Below are 18,886 nucleotides of genomic sequence, written 5' to 3' on the forward strand. Positions count from 1 at the left end.
GCCATGGTCGCGCTCTGCCTCGCCGCCGAACCGGCTGCCGGAAGAGCGCAGTCGGCGGGGCATGACCCGCCCGAGCCGTTGCAGCGTCCGGAAGGCGCCGAGCTGGTGTTTCTCGCGGTCTCGATCAACGGCGCGCCGCAGGAGGGCGACTATCTGGTCGCACGGCAGGTCGGCAATTTCTTCTTTCGTTCGTCCGACCTCACGCGCTGGCATATCCGCTTCCCCCGGCGGCGGCGGTCATCATCGACAGGGAATCCTTCATCCCGTTGACCGCGCTTCCTGGCATCGCCGTGCAGTTCGATGCCGCGCGTCAGCATGTTGCGCTCACAATTCCCGCCGACCGTTTCGACGCGCAAAGCATTTCGGGGTCGGTCGCCCGCGTCAAACCGACCGAAAGCGCGTTCGCGGCCTTTCTCAACTATGACCTTTCCCTCCAATATGATCGCAAGCTGCAGGCCGCCGCCTTTTTGGAGGTTGGCGTGTCGGACGATTGGGGGCTGCTTGCTTCGACCATGGCAGTCGGCCAGCGAGCGGGCGCGGGCGACCTGACGCGCCTCGACAGCTATTTCCTGCGCGACTTCCCCGACACGCTCACGCGGCTGGTGGTCGGCGATGCAGTCACCGACGCACGCGACTGGTCGCGCCAGATCCGCTTCGGCGGCATCCGGCTCGGCACTGATTTCAGCCTGCAGCCGAACCTCGTCACCTTCCCTACGCCGGCCTTTACCGGCCGCACGGCAATCCCCTCGAACGTCGAACTGCTGGTCAACAACGCGCAGCGTTTCCAGACCGACGTGGCGCAGGGCCCTTTTTCGATCGACCAGGTGCCGCTGGTGAACGGTGCGGGTGACGTGACTCTGGTGATCCGCGACGCGCTTGGCGTCGAACGCCGCGTGACATCATCCTATTATGTCAGTTCGCGTCTGCTCAGCCGGGGCCTTAGTGCCTGGTCGCTCGAGGGTGGGGCAGAACGCCGGGACTATGGCATCCGCGACTTCAGCTACCGCAATCCCTTTGCCGCCGGCTCCTATCGCCGCGGGATCACCGACTGGCTCAGCCTTGAAGGCCGCACTGAGCTGAGCGGCGATGTCCAGATGGTCGGCGCCGGCGCCAATATCGTCTGGCCCGCAATCGGCGAGTTCGGAGTTGCCGGCGCGGTCTCGCGCGGCGGGGACGGGAAGGGCGCACTCTATCGTGTTTTCTTCAGCCGCATCACGCCCGGCTGGAACATCGCGGTCAGCTATCAGCGCGCCTCGCGCGACTTCGACCAGCTCGGCATCTATCGAGATCAGGAACGCATCACGCGCCAGCTCCAGGCATCGGGCGGAGTCGCGCTTGGCCGCTGGGGCAATCTTGGCGTGGTCTACACCGATCTCGAATATGCCGATCGCAATCGCACCCGGCTCGCCTCGGCCAGCTATAGCGTGGGAATCGGCGATCGCGGTTATGTCAGCCTGTTCGCGCTGAGGAGCGATATCGAGGGATTTGGCATCGACACCACCTTTGGCGTCGGCCTCACCATTCCGTTCGGATCACGCGGCAGCGGTTATGTCCGGGCCGACAACCGCAACGCCCTGGCCGAGGTGCGCCAGACACCGCCGACCGAGGGCGGCTGGGGCTATCGCCTCACCGCGGGGGTGGGCGAGAATGACCGCCAGCAGGCCGAACTGCTGTGGCGCGGCGACCCCGGGGAAGTCAGTGTCGAGGCCGGGCGAGTCGAGGGCAATGCGGGCGTCAGGATGCTTGCGAGCGGCGGGCTGCTTTTCACCGGCGGGCGCGCCTATGCCACGCGGCGTGTCGAGGATGCCGTGGGCGTTGTCGATGTTCCGGATCTCGCGGATGTCCGCATCTATCAGGAGAACCGTCCCGTCACCCGTACCGATACCAAGGGCCGGGCGATCATCCCGGACCTGCGCGCCTATGAGCAGAACCGGATCGCGATCGACCCCGGCGATGTGCCGATCGATGCGCGCATGCCCAATGACACGCTGCTGGTCGTGCCACGCTATCGCGGTGCCGTCAGGGCGCGCTTCGCGATCGAAAAGGACCATCCTGCCACCATCGTGCTGCAAGCAGCCGACGGAACGCCGGTCGAGGTCGGCACCAATGTGCAGCTGGACACGGGCGAAACGGCATTCACCGGCTATGGCGGCGAGATCTTCGTGCGAGAGGTGCGGCCGGGCCTGGCGATCGAGTTCGACACAAGGCAGGGGCCGTGTCGCCTGGTGCTTGGGGCGCTGCCCACGGGCGACGTGCTGCCGCGCATCGGACCGCTGCGCTGCGCCGCCACCGGCGGTACGCCATGAATATCCGGCGCCTCCTATTCCTGCTGCCTGCGCTGCTCGGCTCGCTGTTGATCGCCACGCCGGCACAGGCGGCTTGTGCTCAATTGTCGTTCTGCTCCTGCACCGTCACCGCCACCGGGATCAGTTTCGGCAATTATATCCCGGTCGATTCGGCCAGCAACAACTCCTCCGGCACGGTGCGTGTCCAATGCACTTTGCTACTCGCGCTCGCCGGTTCGTTTACGGTCGATCTCAGCACCGGCTCGTCCGCCAGCTATGCGCAACGCACACTTCGAAACGGTGCGTCGATCCTCAACTATAATCTCTATCTTGATGCGGCGCGTAGCCAGATTCTGGGAAACGGCACTGGCGGTTCGTCGCGCATCACCTATAATTTCGCAGCGTTGCTGGGGGTCGATCAGAGCTTCACCGTCTATGGCCGCATTCCCGCGGGCCAGAATGTTCCCCCCGGCCCCTATAGCGACAGCATCATCGTGACGGTGACCTACTGAACCGGGCTTGCCTCAGATCACCTGCATATCGCTGCCATAATGATACCAGGCGAAGATCGCCGCGGCGCCGCGGTGCGGTCGCCAGGCCTCCGCCAGTTCGCGCGTCAGCTTCTCGCTCGGGCGCGCATCATGGCCGAGGATGCGGCCGACCTCGATCTGCACGGCCAGATCGCCTGCCGGCCATATATCGGCGCGTCCTTCGGCGAACAGCAGATAGACCTCAGCCGACCAGCGCCCGATGCCCTTGATCCGGACCAGCGCAGCGACCGCCTCCTCGTCATCGGCCGGCAGGTTCGCGAAATCGAGCCGTCCGCTGGTCACTTCCTCGGCCAGGCTGCGGGCATAGCTCGCCTTTTGGCGCGACAGGCCCGCTTCGCGCAATTGCTCGTCGGTCGCGCGCGTGATGTTGTCCGGATCGTCGAGGCTGCCGACCAGTCCTTCAAGCTTGTTCCACACGCTCTGCGCAGCCTTGGTGCTGACCTGCTGGCCGATGATCGTGCGCAGCAGCGTGGCATAGCCGCGCTCGCGGATGCGGGGCTCGGGATAGCCCACGCGCGCCAATGCCGTGGCGAAGGCGGGCTCGGTCTTCGAGAGCGCGTCGAGCGCCGTGCGAAGCTGATCTGCGGTCAGGCCCATATCATCTTGCCTTGATCGAGGATGCGCGGCGCGGCATGGCGGGTGCAAAGATCCGCACCGGAGGGAAACTGCATGCCAAAGCTTATCGTCGTGACGCGCGAAGGGGAAGAACGCGAAATCGATGGCGAGGCGGGGCTTTCGGTCATGGAAGTCATCCGGGATGCCGGCATCGACGAGATCCTTGCGCTGTGTGGAGGTTGCTGCTCCTGCGCCACCTGCCATGTCCATGTCGATCCGGAATTTGCTGCCAAACTGCCGCCGATGAGCGAGGACGAGAACGACCTGCTCGATTCGTCGAGCGATCGTAATGAAAACTCGCGCCTGTCGTGCCAGATCGATTTCACCGATGCGCTTGACGGGTTGCGTGTGACGGTCGCCGCAGAGGATTGATCCTTTCTTCCTCCTGAGGGGCAGCCGAAGGCGGTATGATTCGCCGCCCGCCTAAGCCGGATCGGCTGGCTGTTCCTGGCTGTTATTCCGCAAAACATTTTTTGCTGGCTGTTATGTTGGATTCCGCATCCGGATTTTCGGTCGATTCTCAGTGTGTTGAGTGGTTGCTGGCTGTTATCGAATAACAGCCAGGTAACAGCCAGCGAACAGCCAGCGAACAGCCAGCTTATCAGCCAGGTAACAGCCAGCGCCACCGCTGTTCCGGCCGGAACAGCAGCGCGTAAAACATCGCCATTTTCCAGTCATGTCAAAGAGCAGGACAGGGTGCCGTGTAGCGCTGTGTCCGGCGCGGCCCTGTCATGATCTGTTCCGGAATTGAATCGGACCTCGCTGCAAAGCGAGGGGGTGATACCAAACTGCGTTGATGCTGGCCCATCCGCACGTTTCCCGGCGAAGGCCGGGATCCAGTCGTGAAACGGTCGGAAACTGCTGCTGCCCGCCGTTTCCCTGGACCTTCCCGACTGGGCCCCGGCCTTCGCCGGGGAAGCGGTAAGAATGGGTGAGGACCAATGCGGCTTGGTATTATTTCGCGAAGCGCAGCACCGCCATGGGGGCGGTCTTGGACAATGGCGTCGCCTTCCATGTCACCGTCTTGCGTGCGCCCGGCGTGGCCGGGCCGTCCTCATTATTCTGGCTGACGATTTCGGCATTGGTGTCGAGCGTGAAGACGCCGTCGAGCTTGCTCGATGCCTGGTCGGCACCGGGCATGTCCATGCCCATATTCTTGTCTGAGCCTTCATTGGCGAAGGCCGGCGCCTTGAGGCGCACGGTGTTGTTGGCGCGCACCTCGACGATGACGAACGGGAAGACCGCCTCGGCATCGACATTATAGGGGAACACGAAGCTGTGGGTCAGCGTGCCGGAAATCTGATAGTCGATGTCGAACTTGCCGTCGCCGAGATAGGTGACCTTGCGATAGCCCGCCTCCTTGGTCAGCGCCTCGGCGATCGCCTTGTTCCGGGCCTCGGCTGAAGCCTTCTTCGCTGCAGCCTTGGCTTTTTCGTCGACCTTGTCGGTGTCGTTGTCCGTCCTGTCCTTGGTTCCGCTGTCCTGCGCGGCGCTCTTCCAGAGCGTCGGCTTCGGCTCTGCCTTGCCGTCATCGTCGGCACCCGGCCCCGAAGGTTCGCCGGAGAAGGCGCCGCCCATCCCCTTGCCGAGTTCATCGCTGATATCGATCGCGATCACTTCGCCGACATAGGAGAAGGTGAAGCTGCGATCGGCGTCGATCGTCAGCTTCGACACGAACTTGCCGGGGGTGAGCACGCAGCTTGCGAGCGCCAGCGGCAGGAGCGCACCAATCACGATGCGCAACAGACGTCCAGTCATGGCAAACCCCTGTTTACGCAGGGACTAGTCCCGCGTTGTCACTGCCCCCGTGTCGTCACCGCATAGAGTGCAATTGCCGCGGCGTTGGACACGTTCAGGCTTTCCACCTTAGGCGAGATCGGCAGGCGCGCAAGTTCGTCGCAATGCGCCGCAGTGTTGTGCCGCATGCCTTCGCCTTCAGCGCCGAGCACCAGGGCGACGCGCGTTTCGCCCATCGCCTGGGCCAGAGTCTGGGTCGCCTCGCCGGTCAGGCCGACACGCCAGAAACCGGCCTCCGCCACTTCCTCGAGCGCGCGGGCGAGATTGACCACGCGGACCCAGGGCACGATCTCCAGCGCGCCCGATGCGGAGCGTGCGATGGTGCCGGATTCGGGCGGCGAATGGCGGTCGGGTGTGATGATGCCGAGCGCATCGAACGCAGCGGCCGAACGCAGGATCGCGCCGACATTATGCGGGTCGGTCACCTGGTCGAGAATGACCAGCGGCCGGCGGTCCCCCGCGCCCTGATCAAGCAAGTCGCCGAGCCACACATCTTCTAGCGGATCGACTTCAGCGACCAGGCCCTGATGCGGCGCATCGCCCGGCACCAGCCGCGCAAGATCGGCGACATCGGCAAAGGTGATCGGAATCACCGGCGGAATGTCGAGCAAGGCCAGCGCCTCACGCGTCGCCCACATCTTGCGCACGACGCGCTCGGGATTGGCGAGCGCGGCGGTGACCGCATGCCGGCCCCAGAAACGGGGGCGGCCGGCCGGTGCGTGCGAAGGGCGATGTCCTTTGCGTGCCATCAAATTTGTCCCTCGTGAAAACCGATCCCCGTTCGTGCTGAACCTGTCGAAGCACCGTTCTTCTTTTCGACACGTAGGGAGAAGAAGAGCGGCCCTTCGACAAGCTCAGGGCGAGCGGTATTATTTAACCCGGTGGCCTCGGCCATGATCAATCCTCATCATCAGTATAGGCAAATGGATCGGTCACCACCGGCCTGGTCGGGAAGGGTGGCCGCGGCAGTGCCTTGTCGGCGTTCGCCGCATTGGCCAGGAACGACGCCAGGATGATCGACCCCTGGCGCAGATCGTCCGCCTTCAGATGGTCGAACGTGTCCGCGCTCGAATGGTGCGTGCGGCTGTTGTAATCAAGCGGATCCTGGATGAACTGGAACCCCGGCGCACCGACCGCCTGCATGAACACATGGTCGGTACCGCCGGTCTTGCGGATCACCACATTGGTGGCGCCCATCGACGCGAAGGGCGCGAGCCATTCCCTGAAGGTCGAAACCACCGCCGGGTTATTCTCGGCATAGATGCCGCGGATCCGGCCCGAGCCATTGTCGAGATTGAAATAGGCGGCGAGGTCGCCGTAACCGGGCTGCGGCTTGATCGGCCAGCGATTGGACCAGCCATAGAAGCGCTTCATGCCGGTCTGCACCGGGTCGCCCGGGTTGCCGCGCGTCGCGAGATGCTGTTCGACATAGGCAAGGCTGCCGAGCAGGCCCTGTTCCTCGCCGACCCACAGCGCGAAGCGGATCGTGCGCTTCGGCCGCACGCCGCTTGCCGACAGGATGCGCGCCGCCTCCATGATCATCGCCGTGCCCGCGCCATTGTCGCCGGCGCCGTCGCCCGCGACCCAGCTGTCGAGATGTGCGCCGGCCATGACATAGCCGGCCTTGGGGTCTGTGCCGGGGATTTCGGCGATGACATTATACGCTTTGGTATCGCGGTCGTCGAAGCGCACCTCGCTGTCGATCTCCAGCGTCGGCGCGCGGCCGATCTTCGCAAGGCGGGCGAGGCGGCGATAATCCTCCGCGGCAATCTCCACGCCCGGCAGCGGCATGGTTTCGCCCATGCCGAACATATAACCCTCGCCATGTACCAGCTTGCCGTCGCGGTACGACATGGTGGCATAGGCAAGCGCGCCTTCGGCCTTGAGGAACTCGCCGAGCTTCCTGGTATAGTCGAGTCGCTTCCAGCCTGCGGTCGGCTGCCTCGGGATCATATTTCGGCTGTTCATATTGATCGAGCTTGCCCAGTTCCTCGGCAGTGTAGCGCCTGAACGGTGCGGTGTCGGGTTCGTTGCCGGTATTGGGTAGCGTGATCAGCACGATCTTGCCCTTCAACTGGCCGCGCCATTTGTCGAAATCGCGCTCGCGCTTCATCGGCGCGACGAACACCGGTGCGCTGATCGTGCCGTTGGTACCCGGCGTCCAGGCGATCGGTATCGCGGTCAGCTGAATCGGGCGCGGGGTGACCATGCGCACGCTCGACCGCTCGATCGTCCAGCCGCGGCCGAAGTCGAAGCCCTCCTTATGGACGTTCTTCAGGCCCCATTCGGCAAATTTCTTCTGCGTCCAGTCCTCGGCGACGCGCATCGACGGCGAATTGGTCAGCCGCGGGCCGATTTCATCGGAGAGATAGGCGGCGGTGAGCATGACCTGGCTGCGCGTCGTGCCTTCATCGATGATCTTGTTGACCTGATTCCTGTCGACGGTCTGGCCGGTCGCCGTCTGGCCTTTCGCAGTCTGGGCGGAGATCGGCGCAGCGATGGCGAGCGCAGCGGCCGCAGTGAAGAGATAAGAGCGCATGGAGACCCCTTGATAGGCTTTGCTGCGATCAAGCAACAATATTACGCCACGCTATTCGGTGCCTCGGTCGCGCGCAAGCGGTGCGACTGGCCGTGAAGGGCGTTGACAGGGGCGCAATCGGACGCCATTGGACCGCCTCGCTTTTGAGGCGGCCCGGTTGGACAGGTGGCCGAGTGGTTAAAGGCAGCAGACTGTAAATCTGCCCGGGTTTCCCGTACGCTGGTTCGAATCCAGCCCTGTCCACCAACCTTGCTTCCGGGCATTTCCGGCGGCATCCATATCCCGTAAAGCCCATGGATATCAGAGGTTCGCCTGCTGATATTGTCGCATGCCGCCCAATCGAAGCCGACCTCATCCAGGGATCGGACTCGTGGTTTCGACGGTCCATGTCGCACACGATGTTCCTGCAGCTGGCGTCGTGCCATCTTTGCAGGCGGCACAATTCGGTCGTCACTTCAGTCATGCGATGGGTCGCCTGGACGATAAGCGTCGCGACATGGTTCGGCCAGGGAATCTGCGCCACCGATGGGCCGTACCGGCCCGTCGTCGCCACGACTTTTCGGCATGGTCTACAAACGACTCGGGGCGGTCGAAAAACCGGCATTTTGCCGTTCCAAAAAGACGTATTTGGACGCGAGTGTCCATAAAAATGCACAGTAATGTCTATAAAACGACCGCCTTCCGTGGAGGCGAAGTAGACAATGACCTCAAAATGCAACGTAAGATTTAATTGTTTTTAATCAATGGATTATGGCGACAATCGCATATGGTTTTTCGCGCACGAAAGTTTCAGGAACGCCTCCGAAACGGTAATTACAGTTATATGATAGTGTTGACTATGTAATTTTCATACCATAGCCTGACTCGTCATCGCAAAGATGGCGCTGCCGAAAGAAGCAGAACAGGAGGGGATGAAATGAGCCGTATGTTGAGCTCTTATGCACAGGTGTGCGCGCGCGCTTTGACGGGCGGGGCGTTGATGGGGTTGCTCGCGGCAACAGGTGTGGCGCGCGCTCAGGAAGCTCCCGATACTAAAGCGCCGAGTGCGGGTGATATCGTGGTCACCGCGCAGCGCATGGAGGAAAAGATCCTCGATGTGCCAATTTCGATCTCCGCTTTTTCCTCCAAGGACCTGTCCGATCTGAAGATTGAGGGCGGGTCGGAATTGCTGCGCGCGATTCCCAACGTCAACTTCTCCAAGGACAATTTTACCGGCTATAATTTCTCGATCCGCGGTATCGGTACCAAGGCGACTTCGGTGACCGCCGATCCGGCGGTCGCGATCAGCTTCAACAACACCACGCTGTTGCGCAATCGCCTGTTCGAGCAGGAATATTTCGACATCGAACGACTGGAGGTGCTGCGCGGGCCGCAGGGTACGCTGTATGGCCGCAATGCCACCGCAGGCGTGGTCAACATGATTCCGAACAAGCCGAAATTCTCCAAATTCTCCGGCGAAATCCAGGGCGAGCTCGGCAATTATGGCACGAAGCGTGCGCGCGGCTTCATCAACATTCCCCTTGGCGATAATCTCGCAGTCCGCGCGGCCGGCGCCTGGACCAAACGTTCGGGCTTTGACTACAACACGGTCACCGACCACGCGGTAAACGGACGCGACCTCTGGTCGATCCGGCTATCGGCACTCTGGGCGCCGACGTCCAATTTCAGCATTGGCGTGTTCTGGGAGCATTTCAAGGAAGACGACAATCGTTCGCGCACCGGCAAGCAGCTCTGCACGCGGACGCCAACGGCAAGCACGTTCGAATTGTCCAATGGTCAAGGCACATATCCGCTCTTCGAAGCCTGGACCGCGTCAGCTCTGACGCCGGGCTGTCAGAACAAATCGCTGTTCACCAAAGATGCTTATGGCGTGCCCAACGGTATCGGATCTCCGATCGTGAGCGGCTTGCTGTTCTCTTCGCCATTCTTCCAGGGGCAGTATGATTCCGGACGCTTGATCAACCCCGGAGCCGATCCGTTCAGCACCGTGGATAACCGGCAGTCATCCAATTTGCGTGAAATCGCGACAATATATGATCCGGTATTCAAGGCTAAGAACGATGTAGTTCAGCTTAACCTGGAATATGACCCATCACCTGATCTGCATTTGTTTTCACAAACACTTTATATGAGTGATAATTACTTCGGGTCTCAGGATTTCTTCCGTTTCGACTCGAAGCCTGTTTTTGCACGCCGGGAGGATTACGAAAATAATCCGCTTTTCAAGGCATTCGATTGGGGAAGTACCCCGAACTGGCAATATTGGCTGCCCTATCTGGGCGCTTCTACCGCGCAAGGTGGTGTGATCTGCGACCCGCAGCTTGGCTGTTCGGATCGGCCGCTGGCGGTCGACATCTCCAAATCGAAAAGCGAACAATGGTCGCAGGAATTGCGGTTTCAATCGTCGTTCAGCGGGCCGATCAATTTCAGCATCGGTGGAAACTGGGTCAAATTCAAGACGCAGGAAGAGTATAATGTCTACAGCAATACTCTGACGGCGATTGCCTTGGGTCTCAATAGCTCAGGCTTCAGTGGCGATTGTGTGAACAATCCAGGGAGCGAAGGCTGTATCTATATTGACCCAAATCCGCTGAATACCGGCCCGCAAGAAGGGCATAACTACCTGCGCAGCGTCAGTATCGCCAAGATCCAGAGCGTGGCTGGTTTCGGCGAACTCTACTGGAAAATGACCGACAATCTGAAACTGACCGCCGGCCTCCGCTACACCGACGACAAGAAAACCCTGACTCCCGTACCGTCGCAGCTGTTGACGTCGCGCAGTCAGTTCGGCGGCGGGTTTGTCGATCGCGGCTATCCGCAATATGCCGATCAGGTCCAACAATGGCGGCGTGTGACCGGCCGGATGGCGATCGACTGGAAGCCCGATCTTTCATTCAGCGACAGCACGTTGGTCTACGCCTCCTATGCGCGCGGCTACAAAGCCGGCGGCGGCAATCCTGCCGGCAATGATTTTGACCCCGCGCTCGCCAGCTACACGCAATTGCCGCAGACCTATGGTCCGGAGGACGTCAATGCGTTCGAAATCGGCACCAAGAACCAGTTCGCCGGTGGCAAGCTGGTGTTCAGCGCAGCGGCATTCTTCAACGACTATAAGGGATATCAGATATCGCAGCTGATCGACCGCACGTTCCACACCGAGAATGTTGATGCGCGGACGATGGGTATCGAAATGGAAGGCGCGTGGATTCCTTCCCGCAATTTCCGTATCGGCGCCACCTTTGGCTATCTCAATACCAAGATTGCCAAGGGGCAGCGCTCCATCGATGTGATGGACCGGCTCCAGGGGCATGACGACTGGGTAACGCTGCGCCCTTGGGCGCAAAGCCCCAATACCTGTATTGCGCCCAAGGAAGTTGTCTCGAAAGTCTTGAGCAACCCGAACCTTGGTGACGGGGTGCCGCCCATCATCAATCCCGGCAACGGCCAGCCGCCTCGGCCATGGCAGCCGGGCGACCCGCCCGTTTTCACCAACAGCGGCGGCGTGTTCCTGAGATTCCTGTGCGAATCTCCCAATTTCTTCGCCCAGGGAAGCCGGTTCTTTGCCCCCGGCACGCAGTATAGCCAGGATTTCGGATTCGTTTTCGACCCCACGGCTCCATACGATCCGAGCAAGCCGGCCAATTATAACCTCAATGGCTTCGCCAATTATGGAGCGCCCAATCAGGGGCGTGGCTTTGCCGCTGATATTGGCGGGAATGAATTGCCCAATGCGCCGCACTTCACCTTCAACGTCGGCGCGCAATACACGCTTTTCTTCGGTGACTGGTCGCTCGCCGTTCGCGGCGATTATTACCGCCAGTCGAGCAGCTATGCGCGGATTTACAATACCGCCTATGACAAGCTGAAAGGTTGGGGCAATGGAAACCTAGCATTAACGCTGTCGAAGCCAAGTTCGAAGATGACTGCTCAATTTTATGTTAAGAACATCTTCAACAGCACGCCAATTACTGACGCCTACACAGGGCCGGATGAGCTGAGTAATTTCACGAATGTCTTCACCTTGGATCCAAGAGTCTACGGCTTGAGTCTGAAGGCGGCGTTCTAGTGAGTAAAATAGTTCATTTTGGAGCAATTTTTCGTTATAATCTGGTATCTTTGCTTGATACATAGAAAAAACCTGTTTAGACACCCGAGTCGCTAAGTGAAGCAGCAATCGATTCGCTGGCTATGATACGAAAATGCTCCGATTGCATAATAATGATAAAAAGGAGAGTGTATGGCATCAAGATTTAATAAGTTTACTTGGTATTGTTAAATCTACTTTTACCGTAAACTACGACATTAATATTTTTGCTAAAACACAATCTATCCATTGAGAGGATTTAATCATGAATAAATTTGCAAAAACTGCCATGCTCGCTGTTGTCGCCATGGGAATGACTGCAGTCCCTGCTTATGCGAATAACCTTTCTTCGCCGGGCGCTGGAACGACGGTCAATGCATCCGGTTCGATCAGCGTTAATATCTTCGGTCTTGGTGCACGTACTTGTGCCGTCACGATGACCGGCACGGTAACATCGGCAACGCCAGGCGTGATTACTTTCACCAGCGGCACCGCAACTGGCACCGGCTGCACCAGCTCCGGCACCGGCAGCGTTGCTTATCCGATCGTTGTCCGGGCAACCTCGCAGACGGTCGTCACGGTCGACACATTGTCGATTGCTACGCCGCTCGGCACCTGCACGAAGAACAACGTTGCCTTTAACTGGAACAACTCGACCTCCACGGCAACGTCCGGTTCGCAGAGCGTCGGCATCTGCACCATGTCGTCTGCGACGCTGAGCGTCTCGCCGGCAGTGGTTATCGCACCGTAACCGACCCCCGACTGGTGGCATGGCGGGAAACCGCCATGCCACTTTTCTTGGGCTGGAAGTCAGGAGGGGCTGAATATGGCGATCATTCGGAATTGCGTTGCCGCGTTCGCCTGTCTCGGCATGGTGTCGCCTGTCCTGGCAAACCCGATCACATCGCCTGCGGTGGGTGATCCGGTTACTGCGACCGCTTCGTTCACTTCCAGCATCTCGGGCCAGAGCATCTTCCATACCTGCCATTATCAATCAATGACCGGCACAGTGACGGGAGTTGATACAATTACATTTGTCAGCGGCACTTCGTCGGATTGCCCGGTCAGCGCCGGGCCTGGCGCGATCAGTTTTCCCCTGATCGTCAGGACAACATCGACGACACAAGTGAAGGTCGATGTTTTGCAGCTTGGATCATTGGCTGGATACTGCACCAGAAGCAATGTTGCATTCTCGTGGAATAACGCGACGTCTACGGCCGCATCCGGTCCACAGTTTATGGGTGTTTGTACACTACAATCGGCCAGCATGACGGTGACCCCTTCAGTCGTTATCGCGCCTTAGGCGATGAATAGGCAGAATTACCTGTTTGAAAATCCGGGATTACTAGAATTATTGTAGCTTTGGAGTATCTCAATGAGAAAGTCGGTTTTTCTTGGCGGCATGATCGCCTCTTTGGCCCTCTCGATCGCAACGCCGTCCTATGCCGGAGGCGACAAGTCCGCTTTCAGCATCAAGACGCCGATCGAGAAGATCGCTGCCAATCCCGCCGCCAAGGCGGTGATCGAGCATGAGCTGCCCGGCTTCATGACGCATCCGCTGTACGAGCAGTTCAAGACGATGAGCCTTGAAGCGCTCGAGGCGATGTTTCCCGATGCCGTGCCGCATGAACGGGTCGAAGCGGTCGACGCGGCGCTGAAGGCGATTCCGGCGGACGCCGCGACCCAGGCCGCACCGGCCAGTGCCGCTACCGCCGCCGATCCGGCGATCACAACCAGCCCCGCGCCGGCATCCACGCCGACGCCAACCCCTGCACCCTCCCCAGCACCCGCCACCACGCCGCAATAAAGGGCGGTATCGCCCGAACCAGGTCAGGATGCGAAATGCCATTGGAGATTGGCCGGCGCGAGCTCGTCTTGAGCGCCGGCCTGGGGATGAGTGCGCTCGCGCTGATGGGATCCGGCGCCGCTGCCCAGTTACTGGCGGCGCGCGGGTTTACTCATGGCGTTGCCAGCGGTGAGCCGGGGCCGGCATCGATTCTACTGTGGACGCGGTTCGTGGCGGGCAATGGCAGCGATACGCGACTGACCGTCGAGATTTCAGAGGCGACCGATTTTCGCGTGATCCGGGCAGGGGGCAGTGCGCACGCCAGGCGTGACGGCGATTTCACGGCCCGTACCGTGATCGGTGGGCTCGATCCCGGCCGCTGGTATTTTTATCGGTTCGTAAGCGCCGATGGCGCGGTATCGCCGGTCGGGCGCACCAGGACCCTCCCGGTCGGATCGGTGGCACGCTTCTGTCTCGGCGTCTTTTCCTGCGCCAATCTGCCCGCCGGCTGGTTCAACGCCTATGCCCATGCGGCGGCGCGCGACGATATCGACCTGATGGTGCACACCGGCGATTATTTCTACGAATATCCGCTCGGCTATTATCCGCGCGCGAACCGGATGGTGGCGGGACGGGTGATGGAACCGCCAACCGAGGCGATCCGGCTGGCCGATTACCGGCTGCGCCTCGCCAGCTATCGTGCCGACCCGGATCTGCAGCGGCTGCATCAGATGTTCCCGATGATCGCGCAGCGCGACGACCATGAACTGGCCAATGACAGCTGGGCGCATGGTGCGGAAAACCACACCCCCGATGAGGGCGATTACGAGGCGCGCAAGCGGGCATCGATCAGGGCCTATGACGAGTGGCTGCCGGTGTCGGGGCGGGCCTGGTCGAGCTATGAAGTGGGTGACCTGGCGACGATCTTCCGCCCGGAAACCCGGCTCACCGCGCGCAGCGCCTGGCTCGACACACGCCCCGTGGCGGACGCGCCGGGCGACCCGGTGGCCAATCTGATTGCGCTTCGCGACGGGCCGCTGGCCGATCCGAAGCGCACGCTGATGGGCGATGCCCAGGAACAATGGCTGTATCAGGGGATGGCGCAGTCGAAGCGGCGCGGCGCCAAATGGCAAGTCGTGGCTCAACAGGTGCTGGTCGGCCAGCAGAAGCTGCCCGAATTGCCCCAGGCCATGCTGTCCAACCTGAAGCTGCCGCCCGAGGGGGCCGCTTATCTCAGGGCGATCAACGCCTCGGCAAAAGCGGGGCTGCCCGCCGATCTCGACGGCTGGGCCGGTTTTCCGGCCGCGCGGGCGCGCTTCCTGAGCGCCGCGCAGCAAGCCGATGCCGATCTGATCGTGCTGTCCGGCGACAGTCATAATGCCTGGGCGTTCGACCTGGCCCAGGATGGGAAGCCGGCGGGGGTGGAATTCGGCGGGCACAGCGTCACCTCTGCCGGGCTCGAGGAATATATATCCGTACCACCGGCACTGGTCGGGCAATTCTTCATCAATGCGAGCCCCGAGCTCAAATGGGCGGAGACGAGCAGCCGTGGCTATATGGCGGTCGAGCTGACGCCGGACAAAGTCACCGGCGAATGGGTGTTCATGGACGGCATCGCCACGCGGTCGCTCGCCACCAGGCAGGGCCACAAGATGCAGGTCGAACGCGGGCGCAGGGTGTTCGCAGCGTGATGGGCAGGACACAGCATCGGGAGAAAGTATCTCAAATAAGGCAAATTAAGGCGCATTTGTGGCAAAATGATTTGACTCCGTGGAAATTAAGGCGAGATTGGGGCTGGATTAGGGCAAGAAGGCCGCATTCCAACTCTCGCCGCTTGCCCTGGATCTTGCATCCAGGAGCGCATCTCATGACAAACCCGTTTGACTCGATCTCTGCTCGGACCGTTCTTCCCGCGCGGCGCAATTTTCTGAAGATGGCCGGCATGCTCGGCGCGGCGACCCTGCTTCCCGGCATCGCCCTTGCCCGGGCAGGACCGGTGTCCTCGCCTTTCGCCGAGATGGACGCGACCGCACTGGCCGCGGCGATCAAGGCGCGCGAGATTTCGCCGGTTGAGGCGCTGGAAGCGGCGATTGCGCGGGCACAGGCGGTGCAGCCGGCGATCAACTGCATCAGCGAGGACATGTATGATCGCGCGCGCCGCCGCGCCGCTTCGACCGACCTTTCCGCGCCGTTCGCCGGCGTGCCTTATTTGATCAAGGATGAGGCGGACATTGTCGGGCTGGCCAGGCATTTCGGTTCGCGCCTCGACAAGGTCATGCCGATTGCAAAGCGGAACGATGTGCTGGTCGAGCGGTGCGAGCAGATCGGCCTCAATCCCTTTGCTCGCACGACCATGCCTGAATTCGGCATTCTGCCAACTACCGAAACCCTGGCCTATGGCGTGACGCGCAATCCCTGGAACCTCGATCATGTCCCGGGCGGTTCGTCGGGCGGCGCGGCGGCGGCAGTCGCGGCCGGGATTGTTCCCAAGGCACATGGTTCCGATGGCGCGGGGTCGCTCCGGATCCCCGCGAGCAATTGCGGCTTGGTCGGTCTCAAGACCTCGCGCGACCGGATCGGCGGCGGGTCGTTCCTGGGTCAGCCATTCTGCCTGTCGCGCACGGTCCGCGATACCGCCAACCAGCTTGCGCTGGTCGAGCACAAGGGGCCGGGTGCGGCCTATGCGCCGGTCGGCCGGGTGACCGATCCTTCCGCAAGGCGGTTGCGCATCGGTTTCATCATGAACGGCCTTGGCGGCCATGCGCCATCGCCCGAGGTATCGGAAAGCATCACCACCACGCTCGCTCTGCTGGAATCGCTTGGCCACAGGATCGGCGAGGCGCGGTGGCCATTCGACGGTACGCAATTCGTCGAGGATTTCACGCTGGTCTATATGGCGAAAGCCAAGGGCACGCGCGCGCGGATGTCCGGTGGCGACGGCGCCTCTCCCGATCCCGCCTTTCTCAAAAAGCTGATCGAATCGGCTTCGTTCGACATCGGCGAACTGAGCGCGGATTTCTCCGATGAGTCGGTTGCACTGGCCTATACGCGCATGGCCGCCAGTTCGCGGGCCTATTTCGACCTGTTCGACACAATGGACGTCCTGGTGACGCCGGTTCTGCTCAAGCCTCCGGCGCGGATCGGTGAGATCAACGGGTCGATTCCATTTCCGATCTTGCTGATGCGGCTGAACAATTACGCCGACTATACGATGCTGCAAAATGCGAGCGGTGGGCCGGCGATCAGCCTGCCGATGCATTGGACGAAGGACGGCCTGCCGGTCGGCGTCCAGTTCGCCAGCCGACTGGGCGGGGAACGCACCTTACTTGAACTCGCCTTCGAGCTCGAACGCGCTCAGCCCTGGGCTCAGCGTCGTCCGCCGCTCTGGGCTCCATCTCATGTTTCAACATAATCATCAGGGAGTTTGCGGCCAAATGACTATTTCATCGAGCGACGCGTCCGCGCAGGGACGGCGCGATTTTCTCAAAACGCTGGGCATGGCAAGCGCCGCCGCAGCGCTGATCCCCGGCAGTGCGCTGGCCCGGGCCGTGGCCGAGCCGGCCGCCGACTTTGCCAGCATGGATGCCACCGGCCTGGCGGCGGCGATCAAGGCGCGCAAGATCTCCCCGCTGGAGGCGGTCAACGCCGCCATCGCCCGCGCCCAGGCCGTCCAGCCTCAGCTCAACTGCATCAGCCAGGAACTGTATGATCGCGCGCGCAAGCATGTTCCGGCGATCAACCCGGCGGGACCGTTCGCCGGTGTGCCGATGATGATCAAGGATGAGGCCGATGTCGCTGGGACGGCCAAGCATTTCGGTTCGAAGCTGGACAAGCTGACGCCGATTGCGAAGGAGAATGACCAGTTGGTCGAGCTCATCGAGCAATCCGGCTTCAACATCTTCGCCCGCACGACGATGCCCGAATTCGGCATCCTGCCGACCACCGAAACGCTCGCTTACGGCATAACGCGCAATCCGTGGAATCTGGACCATACACCGGGCGGATCGTCCGGCGGTGCGGCGGCGGCGGTTGCCGCTGGAATCATCCCCCTGGCGCATGGTTCGGACGGTGCCGGCTCATTGCGCATTCCGGGAAGCGTGTGCGGACTGGTCGGCATGAAACCGTCACGCGATCGCCTCGCCGGCCCGTTGAGCATCATCAACGGCAAGATGGACGTCAGCGGCTTCCTGGGCGAGTCATTCTGCCTGTCCCGCACCGTGCGCGATACCGCCAACATGCTCGCGCTACTCGAAATGAAGGGGGCGGGCGCAGTCTATCCGCCGGTCGGCAAGGTCACCGGTCCGGGCACCAAGAAGCTGCGCATCGGCTATATCATGAACAGCCTGGGCGACCACGTGCCGGTGCCGGAAGTAGCGGAAGGCGTAAACGCGACGCTGAAATTGCTCGAATCGCTCGGCCACCATGTCAGCCCGGTCAAATACCCGTTCGATGGTGCGGCCTTTGTGGAGGATTTTACCGTCGTCTATCTCGCTCGGGCCAATGAAGCCAAGAAGCTGCTCCCGCCAGGGACCAGTCTCGATCCGAAGATCCTGCGCGCTCTGGTCGAGCCACTCTCCTTTAGCATGAGCCAATTGGCCGAAGACGTGCCGGACGCCATGGCGGCGAAATGCTATGAGCGCATCGCGGCGGCGTCCAAGGCCTATTTCGGCCTGTTCGACACGATTGATATCCTCGTCACGCCAGTGCTGCTCAAGCCGCCGGCCCGGATCGGCGACATCAACGGCTCCCTGCCGGTGGCGGTCGTGATGCAGCGGCTCAACAACTATGCCGATTACACCATGTTGCAGAACGCAACGGGCGGGCCGGCGCTGAGCCTGCCGATGCACTGGACCAAGGACGGCTTGCCGGTTGGCGTTCAGTTCGCCGGACCGCTCGGCGGTGATCGAGCATTGCTTGAGCTCTCCTTCGAACTTGAGAAAGCTCAACCCTGGGCGCAACGCCGGCCGCCGCTCTGGGCGCCGTCTCGCGTCTGATCAGGTTCGCGAACCGGATGCAATCAACGCTGCAATAAGGAAGATTTTCAGGCCACGCTGCGACGGACAAGAATATGTCGGCAACTCATTACAGATGCTGACATATTCTTGATTCCGCAGTGGTGCTTACCGTCTCCGCCCTGTGTTGCGAAGCGGAAATAGTTTTGGTTTCATGGCAGTAACAACAGGGGAATGACGAGGCCAAAACGCTTCTGCGTGGATATGTTATTACGAT

15 protein-coding genes, 1 tRNA gene and 1 pseudogene are annotated in these 18,886 nt (G+C 61.2%); 12 read left to right on the plus strand and 5 right to left on the minus strand.

From position 1 onward, the window contains the following. Positions 1-3: 3 nt before the first annotated feature. From H3Z74_RS24260 to H3Z74_RS02830, 3 genes are read left to right on the plus strand one after another with little or no spacing between them, the layout of a single operon-like run. Complete coding sequence (locus H3Z74_RS24260; RefSeq protein WP_229726844.1) at positions 4-270, plus strand: hypothetical protein; 267 nt, start codon at positions 4-6, stop codon at positions 268-270. Beyond that, positions 267-2,306, plus strand: a complete 2,040-nt coding sequence (locus H3Z74_RS02825; protein WP_229726845.1) for a fimbria/pilus outer membrane usher protein — start codon at positions 267-269, stop codon at positions 2,304-2,306. The genes H3Z74_RS24260 and H3Z74_RS02825 overlap by 4 nt, the downstream gene beginning before the upstream one ends. Beyond that, positions 2,303-2,797, plus strand: coding sequence for a Csu type fimbrial protein (locus H3Z74_RS02830; RefSeq protein ID WP_187762499.1), 495 nt, complete (start codon positions 2,303-2,305; stop codon positions 2,795-2,797). The genes H3Z74_RS02825 and H3Z74_RS02830 overlap by 4 nt, the downstream gene beginning before the upstream one ends. A 12-nt stretch (positions 2,798-2,809) precedes the next feature. Here the strand turns inward: H3Z74_RS02830 and H3Z74_RS02835 are convergent, their stop codons facing one another. Continuing rightward, positions 2,810-3,433, minus strand: a complete 624-nt coding sequence (locus tag H3Z74_RS02835) for a DNA-3-methyladenine glycosylase family protein (RefSeq protein WP_187762500.1) — start codon at positions 3,431-3,433, stop codon at positions 2,810-2,812. A gap of 72 nt (positions 3,434-3,505) precedes the next feature. Here H3Z74_RS02835 and H3Z74_RS02840 point away from each other — a divergent pair, with 72 nt between their 5' ends. After that, a complete protein-coding gene (locus H3Z74_RS02840) occupies positions 3,506-3,823 on the plus strand; it encodes a 2Fe-2S iron-sulfur cluster-binding protein (protein ID WP_187762501.1) in 318 nt (105 codons plus the stop codon). A 582-nt stretch (positions 3,824-4,405) separates the two neighbouring features. On the opposite strand, the gene H3Z74_RS02845 is transcribed toward H3Z74_RS02840, so the two are convergent. The 4 genes and pseudogenes from H3Z74_RS02845 to H3Z74_RS02860 all read right to left on the minus strand — a co-directional run bounded on the left by H3Z74_RS02845 (position 4,406) and on the right by H3Z74_RS02860 (position 7,787). Next, positions 4,406-5,209: a hypothetical protein gene (locus tag H3Z74_RS02845; RefSeq protein WP_187762502.1), complete on the minus strand. Its 804-nt coding sequence runs from the start codon at positions 5,207-5,209 to the stop codon at positions 4,406-4,408. 38 nt (positions 5,210-5,247) lie between these two features. Beyond that, positions 5,248-5,997, minus strand: coding sequence for a 23S rRNA (guanosine(2251)-2'-O)-methyltransferase RlmB (gene rlmB / locus H3Z74_RS02850; protein ID WP_187762503.1), 750 nt, complete (start codon positions 5,995-5,997; stop codon positions 5,248-5,250). Further along, entirely contained in the window at positions 5,997-6,143 is a 147-nt protein-coding gene (locus H3Z74_RS02855) for a hypothetical protein (RefSeq protein WP_187762504.1), read from the minus strand. The genes rlmB and H3Z74_RS02855 overlap by 1 nt, the downstream gene beginning before the upstream one ends. 2 nt (positions 6,144-6,145) lie before the next feature. Beyond that, a pseudogene (locus H3Z74_RS02860) lies at positions 6,146-7,787 on the minus strand (M20/M25/M40 family metallo-hydrolase). Positions 7,788-7,946: 159 nt separating this feature from the next. Between H3Z74_RS02860 and H3Z74_RS02865 the strand changes: the two are divergent. The 8 genes from H3Z74_RS02865 (at position 7,947) to H3Z74_RS02900 (ending at position 18,651) form a co-directional block, all read left to right on the plus strand. Beyond that, a tRNA-Tyr gene (locus H3Z74_RS02865) sits at positions 7,947-8,033 on the plus strand. Positions 8,034-8,703: 670 nt separating this feature from the next. Next, on the plus strand, positions 8,704-11,853 hold the full coding sequence (locus tag H3Z74_RS02870) for a TonB-dependent receptor domain-containing protein (RefSeq protein ID WP_187762505.1): 3,150 nt from the start codon (positions 8,704-8,706) through the stop codon (positions 11,851-11,853). Between the two features lie 283 nt (positions 11,854-12,136). Beyond that, positions 12,137-12,622, plus strand: coding sequence for a hypothetical protein (locus H3Z74_RS02875; protein ID WP_187762506.1), 486 nt, complete (start codon positions 12,137-12,139; stop codon positions 12,620-12,622). 75 nt (positions 12,623-12,697) lie between these two features. Further along, on the plus strand, positions 12,698-13,174 hold the full coding sequence (locus tag H3Z74_RS02880) for a hypothetical protein (protein WP_187762507.1): 477 nt from the start codon (positions 12,698-12,700) through the stop codon (positions 13,172-13,174). A 72-nt stretch (positions 13,175-13,246) separates the two neighbouring features. Next, positions 13,247-13,678, plus strand: coding sequence for a hypothetical protein (locus H3Z74_RS02885; protein ID WP_187762508.1), 432 nt, complete (start codon positions 13,247-13,249; stop codon positions 13,676-13,678). A gap of 35 nt (positions 13,679-13,713) precedes the next feature. After that, positions 13,714-15,348 (plus strand): alkaline phosphatase D family protein, encoded by a 1,635-nt coding sequence (locus tag H3Z74_RS02890; protein ID WP_187762509.1) that lies wholly within the window; start codon positions 13,714-13,716, stop codon positions 15,346-15,348. A 176-nt stretch (positions 15,349-15,524) separates the two neighbouring features. Then, complete coding sequence (locus H3Z74_RS02895) at positions 15,525-17,069, plus strand: amidase family protein (protein ID WP_187762510.1); 1,545 nt, start codon at positions 15,525-15,527, stop codon at positions 17,067-17,069. Between the two features lie 22 nt (positions 17,070-17,091). After that, positions 17,092-18,651, plus strand: coding sequence for an amidase family protein (locus H3Z74_RS02900; RefSeq protein ID WP_187762511.1), 1,560 nt, complete (start codon positions 17,092-17,094; stop codon positions 18,649-18,651). Positions 18,652-18,886 lie beyond the last annotated feature (235 nt).

The sequence above is a fragment of the Sphingomonas alpina genome, from assembly GCF_014490665.1.
Lineage (GTDB): Bacteria > Pseudomonadota > Alphaproteobacteria > Sphingomonadales > Sphingomonadaceae > Sphingomonas > Sphingomonas alpina.

Excerpts from the sequence above, each read along its gene's own strand:
- H3Z74_RS24260 (WP_229726844.1), top strand. The coding sequence starts at position 4 with ATGGTCGCGCTCTGCCTCGCCGCCGAACCGGCTGCCGGAAGAGCGCAG.
- H3Z74_RS02830 (WP_187762499.1), top strand. The coding sequence starts at position 2,303 with ATGAATATCCGGCGCCTCCTATTCCTGCTGCCTGCGCTGCTCGGCTCG.
- H3Z74_RS02835 (WP_187762500.1), bottom strand. The coding sequence starts at position 3,433 with ATGGGCCTGACCGCAGATCAGCTTCGCACGGCGCTCGACGCGCTCTCG.
- H3Z74_RS02840 (WP_187762501.1), top strand. The coding sequence starts at position 3,506 with ATGCCAAAGCTTATCGTCGTGACGCGCGAAGGGGAAGAACGCGAAATC.
- H3Z74_RS02845 (WP_187762502.1), bottom strand. The coding sequence starts at position 5,209 with ATGACTGGACGTCTGTTGCGCATCGTGATTGGTGCGCTCCTGCCGCTG.
- rlmB (WP_187762503.1), bottom strand. The coding sequence starts at position 5,997 with ATGGCACGCAAAGGACATCGCCCTTCGCACGCACCGGCCGGCCGCCCC.
- H3Z74_RS02855 (WP_187762504.1), bottom strand. The coding sequence starts at position 6,143 with ATGGCCGAGGCCACCGGGTTAAATAATACCGCTCGCCCTGAGCTTGTC.
- H3Z74_RS02870 (WP_187762505.1), top strand. The coding sequence starts at position 8,704 with ATGAGCCGTATGTTGAGCTCTTATGCACAGGTGTGCGCGCGCGCTTTG.
- H3Z74_RS02875 (WP_187762506.1), top strand. The coding sequence starts at position 12,137 with ATGAATAAATTTGCAAAAACTGCCATGCTCGCTGTTGTCGCCATGGGA.
- H3Z74_RS02880 (WP_187762507.1), top strand. The coding sequence starts at position 12,698 with ATGGCGATCATTCGGAATTGCGTTGCCGCGTTCGCCTGTCTCGGCATG.
- H3Z74_RS02885 (WP_187762508.1), top strand. The coding sequence starts at position 13,247 with ATGAGAAAGTCGGTTTTTCTTGGCGGCATGATCGCCTCTTTGGCCCTC.
- H3Z74_RS02890 (WP_187762509.1), top strand. The coding sequence starts at position 13,714 with ATGCCATTGGAGATTGGCCGGCGCGAGCTCGTCTTGAGCGCCGGCCTG.
- H3Z74_RS02895 (WP_187762510.1), top strand. The coding sequence starts at position 15,525 with ATGACAAACCCGTTTGACTCGATCTCTGCTCGGACCGTTCTTCCCGCG.
- H3Z74_RS02900 (WP_187762511.1), top strand. The coding sequence starts at position 17,092 with ATGACTATTTCATCGAGCGACGCGTCCGCGCAGGGACGGCGCGATTTT.